At 67.5% G+C, this 11,010-nt stretch carries 11 protein-coding genes; 2 read left to right on the top strand and 9 right to left on the bottom strand.

All coding sequences use genetic code 11. The annotated features are described in order from the left end of the window. Positions 1-629: 629 nt before the first annotated feature. Genes K336_RS0109680 through K336_RS0109660 form a run of 5 tightly spaced genes read right to left on the bottom strand, consistent with a single transcriptional unit; the run spans position 630 to position 4,965 of the window. The gene (locus K336_RS0109680; RefSeq protein ID WP_021797865.1) at positions 630-1,403 is read right to left on the bottom strand and encodes an enoyl-CoA hydratase/isomerase family protein; all 774 of its coding nucleotides are present in this window, start codon (positions 1,401-1,403) and stop codon (positions 630-632) included. Further along, on the bottom strand, positions 1,400-2,530 hold the full coding sequence (locus tag K336_RS15790) for a CaiB/BaiF CoA transferase family protein (protein ID WP_043121983.1): 1,131 nt from the start codon (positions 2,528-2,530) through the stop codon (positions 1,400-1,402). The genes K336_RS0109680 and K336_RS15790 overlap by 4 nt, the downstream gene beginning before the upstream one ends. Before the next feature lie 40 nt (positions 2,531-2,570). Next, positions 2,571-3,377, bottom strand: a complete 807-nt coding sequence (locus tag K336_RS0109670) for an ABC transporter permease subunit (protein WP_028706913.1) — start codon at positions 3,375-3,377, stop codon at positions 2,571-2,573. Between the two features lie 14 nt (positions 3,378-3,391). Continuing rightward, positions 3,392-4,315, bottom strand: a complete 924-nt coding sequence (locus K336_RS0109665) for an ABC transporter ATP-binding protein (protein WP_028706912.1) — start codon at positions 4,313-4,315, stop codon at positions 3,392-3,394. Beyond that, on the bottom strand, positions 4,312-4,965 hold the full coding sequence (locus K336_RS0109660) for a response regulator transcription factor (protein ID WP_162142597.1): 654 nt from the start codon (positions 4,963-4,965) through the stop codon (positions 4,312-4,314). Before K336_RS0109660 ends, K336_RS0109665 begins: the two co-directional genes overlap by 4 nt. Positions 4,966-5,548: 583 nt before the next feature. On the opposite strand from K336_RS0109660, the gene K336_RS15785 reads away from it, so the two are divergent. Together K336_RS15785 and K336_RS0109650 are read left to right on the top strand one after the other, a co-directional pair. Beyond that, positions 5,549-6,523, top strand: coding sequence for a sensor histidine kinase (locus tag K336_RS15785; protein ID WP_162142596.1), 975 nt, complete (start codon positions 5,549-5,551; stop codon positions 6,521-6,523). Further along, positions 6,520-7,164 carry a response regulator transcription factor gene (locus K336_RS0109650; RefSeq protein WP_021797855.1) on the top strand — a complete coding sequence of 215 codons (645 nt, stop codon included), beginning with the start codon at positions 6,520-6,522 and terminating at the stop codon, positions 7,162-7,164. Before K336_RS15785 ends, K336_RS0109650 begins: the two co-directional genes overlap by 4 nt. On the opposite strand, the gene K336_RS15780 is transcribed toward K336_RS0109650, so the two are convergent. From K336_RS15780 to K336_RS19775, 4 genes are all read right to left on the bottom strand, one after another. Further along, positions 7,151-7,963, bottom strand: a complete 813-nt coding sequence (locus K336_RS15780; RefSeq protein ID WP_123825925.1) for an SDR family NAD(P)-dependent oxidoreductase — start codon at positions 7,961-7,963, stop codon at positions 7,151-7,153. The genes K336_RS0109650 and K336_RS15780 overlap by 14 nt on opposite strands. Positions 7,964-7,971: 8 nt before the next feature. Further along, positions 7,972-8,937, bottom strand: a complete 966-nt coding sequence (locus K336_RS0109640; protein WP_155945055.1) for a 3-oxoacyl-[acyl-carrier-protein] synthase III C-terminal domain-containing protein — start codon at positions 8,935-8,937, stop codon at positions 7,972-7,974. Next, entirely contained in the window at positions 8,930-9,895 is a 966-nt protein-coding gene (locus tag K336_RS15775) for a ketoacyl-ACP synthase III (RefSeq protein WP_211223484.1), read from the bottom strand. The genes K336_RS0109640 and K336_RS15775 overlap by 8 nt, the downstream gene beginning before the upstream one ends. A gap of 62 nt (positions 9,896-9,957) precedes the next feature. Beyond that, the gene (locus tag K336_RS19775) at positions 9,958-10,845 is read right to left on the bottom strand and encodes a hypothetical protein (RefSeq protein ID WP_233418749.1); all 888 of its coding nucleotides are present in this window, start codon (positions 10,843-10,845) and stop codon (positions 9,958-9,960) included. Positions 10,846-11,010 lie beyond the last annotated feature (165 nt).

The raw sequence follows: 11,010 nt of genomic DNA, 5'->3' as shown, positions 1-11,010 counted from the left end.
TGACCTCAACCTGCATGTTCCAATCATATCCGAAACGGCACAGGAAATCCACGAAAAATACGGTTTCGTTTCATGTCAGCCGTAGTTGCCTTCTTCGCGGTGGATGCGGCGGTGTTCCGCGCTCACCCGGACTCCCGGGCGAAGAAGGCCGCCGCTTCTTCCAGGAACTCGTTTTCCATGCGGGCTTCCCGGAGCTCTGCCTTCAGACGTTTGATCTCGGCGTGCTCTTCCGCGGTCATGGCATCAGCGCTGAGGCCGGGGTGCCCCCCGCCATCCTGCGACCCAGTTCCCGACTGTCTGCGCCACAAGACCGTACGATCCGGCCACCCCGGCCACCGGCCCGGACCCCCGGACGATCCCGAGAACGACTTGTTCCTCAAACCCCGCACTATATTTCGGTGCCGACATGATCTAATTCTACCTCACGATCATTTCACCCACTGTCCGAAAAACACCAATCACTCCAAACAAACAAACCCTCGGCGCATCCGCCCCATACGTCACCGGCCGCGCCTTCGACCACGACTTCGAACACCTCCCACCCCGCGAAACCAGAAACGATCTTGTTTCATGACGGCCATACCACCGGGCTCGGGCTGCCAGCGTCGTGCCGCTGAGGAACCGGCACGCTACCTCCCCCGGAACACGGGCTCGCGCTTCTCGAGGAATGCAGCGACACCCTCCTGCGCGTCCTGGGTGGCCAGCGCCTCGGTCGCGATCTGCCACTCGACGTGGAAGGCGTCTCGGAAGCTGAGGTTGTACGCAGCACGGACAGCCTCCTTGATCTTGCGCAGAGCAACCGGCGCGTTCTGCGCAATCCTGGCAGCGAGCCCCATCGCGCGATCGCGCACCTCTTCCGGCGGCACCACGCAGTTGACCAGGCCCAGCCGAAAGGCCTCCTGCGCGGAATAACGCCGGCCCGTGAGAAGCATCTCCATGGCGTGCGCCCATGGGATCTGCTGGGGCAGCCTCACGTGCGCACCGCCGTAGGGGACCAGGCCGAGGGTTGCCTCGGGCAGGGCGATGACGGCACGCTCGCTCATCACGCGCAGATCAGTCCCCAGTAGCACCTCCGCTCCCCCGCCGATGGCTGCGCCATTGACCGCTGCGATGATGGGCTTCCCGACCTCTGAGAAGAGCCGCTGCTCAGGGCTGTAGGCATCGTGGCGCTCCCCGACCCCCCGCTCGTGACCGAGCCGCAGGTCCCGGCCCGCGCAGAAGGCTCGGTCGCCCGCACCGGTGATCAGCAGTGCCCGTGCCGACTCGTCCCGGTCGTACTCCTCGGCGATGGCAACCAGATCATGGATCATCGCGGTCGAGAGCGCGTTGTGCACCTCGGGGCGGTTGAGCGTGACGACGACGACCGGGCCGTCCTTCTCGCACAGAATCTCCCTGCTGTTCATCCCTTCCCTCCGCTGTGCTCCGCTGCACCTCGGCCAGCCTCGGGCACGGCGACGCCCCACTCCTGGAACACCTCCGTCTGGTGCTGCCCAGGGCGGGGCGGGGCAGCGACCGGCTGCGCCATGGAGCATGAGAACCGAGGGGCAGCGGCGGGCACCGCGGCACCGGGCTGGGCGAACACGCCCCTGGCTCGCAGGTGCGAGTCCCGTCGAGCCTCGACCAGGCTGCGTACGGGAGACACGCAGGCGTCCACACCGCTGAAGAGCCTCTCCCACTCGGCCTGCGAACGTTCCCGGAACCGCCTCGCCAGACGCTCACGCAGCTCAGAGTGCATCTGCGGATCCTCGCGGTTCGGCGGAACCTCGATCTCCAAGACCCTGCACATCTCCTCGAAGAAGCGCTGCTCCAGCGCACCGACCGCCATGTGCTTTCCGTCAGCGGTCTCGTAGACCGTGTAGTACGGCAGGGAACCGTCCACGACGTTGCGGCCTCGCCCCTCCTGCCAGAACCCGGCAGCAGCAAGCCCATGGACCATCGTGCTCAGGTGACTGACGCCATCCACGATCGCGGCGTCCACCACGTCCCCGCGGCCCGTCCGGCGTGCGCGGTGGAGGGCAGCAAGTACACCGACCGCCAAGTACATCGCGCCCCCGCCGAAGTCTCCGAGCAGGTTCAGCGGCACCACGGGGCCGCCATCGGCCGGGCCGATCGCACTCAGCAGCCCAGTCAGGGCTACGTAGTTGATGTCGTGCCCCGCGGAGGCCGACAGGGGCCCGCTCTGCCCCCACCCGGTCATCCGCCCGTAGACCAGTGCAGGGTTGGCCTCATGGCACGCAGCGGGACCAACCCCAAGCCGCTCCGCGACCCCAGGGCGCCAGCCCTCGATGAGGATGTCCGCCCTGCTTGCGAGTGCGACCACCGTCTGTACGCCGGAGGAGGACTTCAAATCCACCTCCACCGACCGGCGGCCGGCGGCCAGCGGATCTGCCTCGGCGAAACCGGCGAGGGAAGTCAGCGGCGACGGCACGCCCCCCGGCCGGTCCACCCGCACCACATCCGCCCCTAGCTGGGTCAGCAGGAGCCCGCAGAAGGGCACCGGACCGATGCCCCCCAGCTCCAGGACACGCACTCCGTCCAACGGGCATGGGCCGGAAGTCTCCGGCTGCGTCTCACGGCGCATGCACATCACGCCTCACGACGACGACGGTACCGATCACCACGGCGACCACCGCGAGCAGGACCAGCAGGAGCAGCCCTCCGCCAGACACATCTCCAGCCAGTGGGTCCTCTGCCAGAGCCCACTCCCAGGGCGAGAGGCGTCGCAGATCATCCGTCCCCTCCACCAGGGGGGCCAGCGAGCGGAGCATGTAGCCGCCGACGAGGACGACGAGCGGCACGCCGAGACTGACCGCCGGCGGAGCACCACACGCTGCGAACCCATAGGTGAGGCAGGCATGGAACACGGCGAACAACAAGGTGACCAGGGTGATCGCCAACAGCCCCCTCCAAGGGACGTCCACCTCGAAGAACTGCCGGCCCACCACGACCGCGGCGAACAGCGCCAAGGAGGTCCCCAGGACCAGGAGGCACGCCGCCGTGAGGCGAGCGAGCAGAATCGTCGCCCGGGACACCGCGAAGGTGAAGAGCACCTCCAGACGCCCGTCGTACTCGTCCCGACTCACAGAGGAGGACACCGTGGCGATGCCCGCCACCGCCAAGAGCAGGGGCACCAGCATCGCGTACAGGTTGCCCATGAGATACCCGCTGGGGGTGGTCATGTCCGTCATTCCGAGGGAGGCGGCAAGGTCAGGTGGCAACCCCTCCGAGAAGCTCGACAAGGCATCGTTGTCCTTCATGGACGGCCAGACCGTCACGGTCAGCAGCCCGAGCAGGAAGATGGCGACGACCCAGACCAGCAGGGTACGGCGCTGAGTCCGCAACGAGTGCCGGGTCAACCTCAGGTATGAAAGTGACATCTGCTGAACCTCCTCTAGGCCGTCTCGGCGGCCGGCATTGCGCCGGACCCCTGCGAGTAGAAGGACATGAACGCCTCACCCAGGTTTGGTTCGGGCGCCAGGATGCTGTCGACTGGCAGGCGGACCAGCTCCTGCAGCAACGGCTTGACCGGACCGCGCCAGACGATATCAATGACGTCGCTGGAGAGCAGTTCGGCCGACTGCAGCCCCGGAAGCTGCTTGATCGACTGCGGGATCACTGCCGGTGCGTTCAGCCGGACCCGCACATGACGATCGGAGCGCTGGAGCAGCTCCGACATCGGACCGCGTGCGAGGATCTGACCGGCACGGATCACCGCCACCGAGTCTGCGACGGCCTCGATCTCGGAGAGGATGTGCGAGGACAGCAGCACCGCCTGACCGCGGAACTTGCACTCGTTGACCATGGTCTGGAACTCCTCCTGCAGCAGGGGGTCCAAGCCGCTCGTCGGCTCGTCCAGAATCAGCAGGTCGGGCCGGCCCATGAAGACTCCGACGAGCCCGATCTTGCGCTTGTTGCCAGTCGAGAGGTTGCGGGTGGTGCGGCTCGGGTCCAGAGCCAGCCTCTGGCACAGCTCGTCCCGATAGGCAGGATCGACGTCAGAACGCACCCGCGCCCAGAAATCGAGCGTCTGGGCCACGGTCAGATGACTGTCCAAGTGGAGCTCGGCCGGCAGGTACGCGACCCGCCGCCGCACCCGTGGCGTGGCAAAAGGGTCCTGACCGAGGATCCTGACGCGGCCCTCGGTCGGCCGGGTGAGGCCCATCATCATCCGGATGGTCGTGGTCTTCCCGGCTCCGTTCGGTCCGGCATAACCCAAGACCTGCCCGGGGTACACCGCCAAGTCGACACTGTCGACCGCGGTGAGGTCACCGAACCGCTTGGTCAGGGAGACGCACTCAAGAAGAGGAGTGGTCATACAGAGATCACCTCCGAGGAGACGTGGTAAATGGGCAGATCCTGCCCCTTGGCACTGGCATAGAACTCTGTTCGACCATTGACGCCGAGCTTGCCGTAGATGGTGCTGAGGTTGTTCTTGACGGTCTGCTCCGCTAGGTGCAGCTCCTGCGCGATCTCCCGGTTGCTCCACCGCCTGCACAGCAGGACGAGGATGGTGCGTTCACGCCGAGTCAGATCGGCCGGTCCGGGCTCGTTGGGAAGGGCGTTCCCCGGCGTCGGGGCATCGAACCGCCAGGCCTGATAACCCTCCAGCACCGAGGCGATGGCGCTGACCAGGCTCGAGACGCACGCCGTCCGCTGCACTATCCCGTCCACGACCCGCGAGGTAATGGCGGCGAGGATCGTGTCCGGGTCCTGGTCCTCGGCGAAGACAAGGGTCGATGTCCCCTCCCAGGACCGCTTGGCGAACCTGCACAGGTCCAAGCCGTCGAGGTTCCGCTGCAGGTGCAGATCGGTGAGCACGAGATCGAAATGCTGCTCCCCGGCGAGACGGCCGAACTCCTCCTCCGATGACGCTGAAAAGACCTGCCAAGTGGGCCACTGCTTCTCGAGCACACTCATCGCCCCGATCCGCGCTGTCGGCCGAGTATCGACCACCGCAGCAGCCACCACCGTGTCCTCCCGACGTCTCATCGAAGTCCTTCGACCGCTTCCCACGCCCTGCATGCATCGGCTCCTCGTGCTGGCCCGGTTCCGCTCACCACAGACATCCTCCCGAGGAAACGACACGACGAACAGGGGGTTTACCCCCAATCCTGAAAGGAGCAGGGCCCAAGAACGACCGCCGCCCCGCCACCGTCCACACTCCGCGCCGTGCGCTCTCCCCCTGCCCCCGTTCCCCCGTCAGCCTCGTTGCCCTCGATCAGGCTGCCCGGTCCAGACCGGACCTCGCGACGGTCCGCTGATCGTGATGCTCCATGACGCCGGGATGGACCACCACATGTCCGACCCACAGATCCCCGCCCCTCGTCGAGGCGGGCTGCCGCAGCCTCGTGCTCGACCTGCGCGGGCACGACGGCCGCCCGGGTGCGAGTCCACCGAGCCGATGGACCTCGTCGGAGACGTCCCCCACCTCCTCGACGAGATCGGGAAGGATCGGGCGCGGTGATCGGCCACTCCCTAGAAAACTTCGTGGCACAAGAGCTGGCTCGGCGCCCCCGAGAGGCTTTCGACATTTGCTAGAATAATAATGATGTCACTTTTCTGGCGCCTGTATCTTCCTCCGCTGGTGACATGCCTCATTGCGGCAGCGGTCGTCATCGTCGCGGTCTGGAATCAACCGGGCAACGTCACGCTGGGGCTGGCGCTGACGGCGCTCGGCTCACTCGTCGCGCTCACGATCTCCGCGCTGCTGGTCAGCAGCAGCCTCGACCCTCTGCGCGAGCTGCACACCGCCTTGCAGGAGAGCACCGAGCGGCCGAACATGCCCGTGCGCGTCTACCGTGACGACGAGGTGGGCCGACTGGCGTCCGAATTCAACCTGCTCGTGACCCGCATGGGCCGGCAACGGCATCACGCGGCCCTTCTCGCCCTTGAGGCTCAGGAGTCCGAGCGGCGCCGCATCGCCAGAGAGCTGCACGACGAGGTCGGTCAGAGCCTTACCCTCGCGCTCCACCAAGTGCGCTCCGCAAGCATCAACGGCTCTGCTCTGCACGCCCCCGACCCGGAGATGAGTGCGCTCAGCAGTACCCTCCGCGAGACGCTCGACACGGTGCGGACGATATCCACCCGGCTCCGTCCCGGCTCGCTAGACGACCTCGGGCTCGTCCCCGCGCTGCGCGAGCTCTGCCACCGGATCAACGAGACCACCGACCTCCAGCTCACTTGCAGCCTGCAGCGAAGCCCCAGCCCCAGACGTTGGCCGCCGAACACCGAGCTCGCGCTGTACCGGATCGCCCAAGAGGCAGTGACCAACGTCGTGCGCCATGCACACGCGACACGAGCGACCATGGTTCTCTGCGAGCACGCAGACCGACTGCTGTTGAGCATCCGGGACGACGGGACCGGCCGGACCGGCACACCGGGCAGCGGACAGCAGGGCATGCAGGAACGCGCCGCCATGATACACGGTGAGCTCTCGATCGTGGCCATCCCCGACATCGGTACGAGCGTCGAAGTGCGAGTTCCTCTCCCGCCCTCATCCGGATCTGTGAGGACCGAGCCGTGACCGCCGCGAGCGGACCCGTCCGCATCGTCTTGGCCGATGATCATGCCATGCTGCGCCAAGGCGTCCGTCTGATGCTGGACAATGACCCTCGGCTGGAGGTCGTGGCTGAGTGCGAGGATGGGGCGCGGGCGGTGCAGGCGGTACAGACCCACCGGGCCGACCTGGCGCTCCTCGACGTCTCAATGCCGGGCCTGTCCGGTTTCGAGGCCAGCCGGATGATCTCCGCCGCGTCGCCCCGCACACGGGTTCTTCTCATGTCGATCAACCAGAGCGATCCCTATCTCTTCGAAGCACTCAGGGTCGGAGCCTCCGGCTTCGTGCACAAGTCGGTGAGCGGCGAAGACCTCGCCGAAGCCTGCCTCGCAGCCTTCAGGGACGAGCCGGTCCTGTTCACCGGCACGATCCGCACCCTGCTCAAGCAGCACCTCATCAACGGTGACCACGCTATCCTGACCGAGCGCGAACGCGACGTCCTCGCGCTCATCGCGGAGGGATGGTCTGGACGGCAGATCTCGGAGGAGCTCTTCCTCAGCGAGAAGACGGTGGAGCGTCATCGGAGCCGGATCCTGACCAAGCTGGGCCTCACCAACCGGGTGGAGCTGACACGCTATGCGATACGCGTCGGTCTCATCGACCCCTGACGGAGCTGCGAACCAGCCGAGCCGGGAAGCCGCCCGCGTCGATCTCCAGGGTGGTTCCCGTCATCGACGTGCTCTCCAGAGCGAAAGCGACAGCAGAAGCCACCTCCTCCTCCGGCACGAAGCCGGGAAGCGCCTGGTGGTCTGCGAGATCTTGCATGTACCGCCGATACATCGGCTCCGCGGTGAAACGGCGGGCCAAGGCCTCTCCGTCCACCACTCCGGGCGCCACCGCAAGCACCCGGATACCGAGCCGGCCCAACTCGAAGGCCCACGTGCGAGCGAGCGAGGAGATCGCCGCCTTTGTCGCCGAGTACGCCCCTTGGCCTGCCGACCCATGCCGTGAGCAGCTCGACAGGAGCACCAGAGTCGAGTCGCCCGCCTCTGCGAGCAACGGCGCGGCGCTGCGTGCGGCGTTGAAGGTGCCAGTCAGGTTGAGGTCTACCAGCTCCCGCCACGCCTCTGGATCGTGCCGCTGCCAGCCTGTCGGGGTGCGCCGCAGTAGGGGCGCCGAAAGGTTCCGACCCGCGGTCACGACGCAGGCGGACACCCCTCCCTCCTCGCGGAGCCTGTCGAAGGCAGAATCCATCTGTCCTGCGTCGGTCACGTCACCGAATCGCCACTCGACTCCCCTGCACCCGACGTCAGCCGCACGTCGCACCAAGCGTCCGCCGACCTCCTCGTCGCGTGACAGGACGACCACCTGCCAGCCCTCACGAGCGAGGCGAAGGCTGGTGGCGGCGCCGATCCCTCGGCTACCACCCACCACCACCGCGCGGCGAGCGGCGTGTCTCTCCGGCATGGCCCGGATCACATCCTCAGCAGCATGGCCCCGGAGTACCAGCCGGAACCGACAGACGGGGCCAGGACCAGGTCCCCGGCCCGGAGATGGCCACTGCGTCGAAACTCCGAAAGACTCGACGGGATCGTGGCGCTCCCGGTGTTGGCCCGGTGCTGGTAGTTGGTGAGCACCTGCTCCGGGGGAAGCCCCAGACGGCCGTGCAGGTTCTCCAGCACCTGGGCCGTCCCGGAGTGCGGGACGGCCCAGTCGATATCGGGCAGGCCAAGCCCGCAGCGCTCGAGCACCTCTGTCGCCCGGGCGATCATGGCTCCCGAGGCCACCTCGGCGACGTCCTCGCGACTGGTGATCCACTGGCCCTTGCCACGAACCGTGACCACACCAGCGAGCTCTCCCTCCGAGCGCAGAGCGACGTCCAGCACGGTGCTCCCCTCTGCCGCGCCGGACTCGAGCACCACCGCGCCCGCACCGTCGCCGCAGACGAGCTCACCGCGGCTGCCGGGACGCACCCTCTGACTGAACCGGTCTGCAGCCACCAGGAGCACCACCGAGCTGGGGTTGCTCCGGAGGTGCTCTCCTGCCAGTCGCAGGCCGAGCAGGAAACCCAGACAGGCTGCGTTGAGATCGAAGGCCAGGGCTCGCGAGGACCCGAGCCGCGCGGCGACTGCCGGCGCTCGGGCCGGCAACGGGATCGGGTTCGTCCAGGAGGAGAGGATCAGCAGGTCGACCTCGTTCGGCTGACGACCCGCATCCTGCAACGCTTGCCGCCCAGCAGCCAGGGCCAGTTCCTCCACTCCCTCGCCCGGTGCGCACACGTGCCGTGAGTTCGGGACCGCGTGACCGACCACTGCCTGTTCCGGATGTCCGGGACGCAGCGCCGGAAATCCATCGAGCGCCCTTCGATCCTCGGGGAAGTAGTGCCCGTACCCGGTGATCACCAGCGGGTCCGACCCGGTCGGCCGTCCTGGCTCAGGCATGCCCGTCACGCCACACCCCCGCTGCCGCCGCTCCGGAGTAGCTGAGCACCATCCCCGCCCAGCTGAACCCGCGACCTACGCTGCAGGTCAAGACGCTGTCCCCCGGGCGGATGACGCCCCCGTGGACGGCCTCCGAGAGGCACCCCGGAACTCCGACGCTGGAGGTGTTCCCGCGTCGACTGAGGTTGGTCACCACCCGCTCCTGAGCGATGCCCAAGCGCTCGACCACCTCGTCGATCAGGTTGATATTCGCCTGGTGCGGGACGAACCAGGCGATGTCTTGCACCTGCGTCCCCGCCTCGGCGGCGGCGGCCCGCGCCGCATCCACCAGGCAGTCGGGGGCGAAGGCGCTGACATCTTTGCCTCGCATTATCACCGCACCGGTCGGATCGATGTCGAAGGCTCCGAAGTGCCGACCGTCAGACCCGATGACGCCGGCGCGGAGGTCGTTGCAGGCACCCGATGACGCTCGTGTCCAGACCGCAGCTGCCGCACCACCGCCGAAGAGCACGCTGTTGCGGTAGTGAAGGTTGAGGATCGGACGGGGGCTCTCCGCACAGGCCACGACGGCCGTCTGGGCATCGCTGGCCCCCAGGAGGGCCTGGACCACCAGGCTGGCGTGCAGGAAGCCTGCACACGCGAGGGCCGACACGTCGAAGCAGGCCGCCTTCGTCATGCCCAGCTGTGCTTGGAGCGGCAGGCTGAGGTCGGCGTAAGAGTTCTCGCGCGTCGTCGGGTTGGTCGACGGGCGAGCCGTCGCCGTGGTCCCGATGAGCAGGTCCACCTCGGAAGCCTCTGTTCCGGCATCGGCAAGCGCCATACGGACCGCCCGCGCCGCCAGGTCCATGTGGCGCTCGTCATCTCCGGCCCAGTGCCGTGCGGAGACCCCCGTGTGCTCGACGATCCAACGATCATCGATACCGAGCCCCTCCTGTTCCTCGAAGAAGCGATTCGTCACCGGCTCTCCTGGGAAGTAGTGCCCGATCCCTACCAGCCTCACGGGGACGTTCGAGCCCATTCTCATGATCCACTCCTCGGCTCGCTCGTCCTCGATCTCGTTCCTGCCTGCAAGGCGCGCAGGGCCTCCAGCTCCGCGCGCGAGGGCTGGGCCTCCTGCTCCAGATCCGGTCCTGGTCGCGTGGGCCAGGCGGTGGTCCTTCGCAGCGCCTCGGATGCTGCCGCCTCCCGGGTCGGGACCTGCGCCCCGCACCAGCTCGCCAACCTCAGGTCGCCCTCGGGAGACCGCCGGAAGCGCCCCAGCTCCGTCACCAGCCCGGTGACACGCTCCCCAGGACAGGTGACGAAACCCACCTCCGCCACCAGCCGCTCGTGACCGCCGCGCGCCACCACCAAGGTGTCGGTGCTGGTCACGATGTCGTTGGCGCCCCCGGAGCCGACGAGGAACTCGCCCGTCGCGCGTCGGCTCGCGTTGAGCCGCCCCTGCGGGTCGATCTCCGCGGCCGACAGCACGGCGAGGACACCCTTCCCGCCCGAGACCAGCCCACCCAGGACTTCCAGCGTCCCGGCCCAGACCCTGCTGCGTTCGACGTGGTGCTGGCTGAAGAGAAAGCCATCCCCTTCCGCAGGGCGGTAGTCCACCATGCCCAGCTCGGTGAGGAGCGTGATCTCGACCCCCTCGGCCCGCAGCTGCTCGGCCGCCAGCCAGCAGGCGAGCTGGGCCGTCCCGATGCCCGTGAGGATGGAGCGGTAGCCACGAGAACGGACCAACTCGACGATCTCTCGTGCCGCCACCACCACCGTGAGCTCGCGCAGGCTGTACGAGAAGCCTTTCGCCGTGACTTGGCCATCACCGGCCTCTCCAGTCCCGTCCTCGTTCAGGAGGAGCTCGCGAGCCCGCTCCTCGCCCAAGGCGACCAAGTAGGCCTCCTGGTCTTGAGGTCTCTCCACCCACCGGTGATACCAGGCCTGACGGGTCTCCTCTGTGCCACACGCATCAGCCAGGTCCACCAGGAACTCGGAGTCGTCGAGGTAACCAGCGAGACCCACCTCAGGAAAAGCCGGTAGCCCCTGCGGGTGCGCGCCCATCGGGCAGACGGCTATCCCGAGCACCCG

It is taken from the genome of Propionibacterium acidifaciens DSM 21887 (assembly GCF_000426605.1).
Classification (GTDB): domain Bacteria; phylum Actinomycetota; class Actinomycetes; order Propionibacteriales; family Propionibacteriaceae; genus Propionibacterium; species Propionibacterium acidifaciens.
Note: the sequence above shows the minus strand (reverse complement) of the source record. Positions and strands in the feature narration are given on the sequence as shown.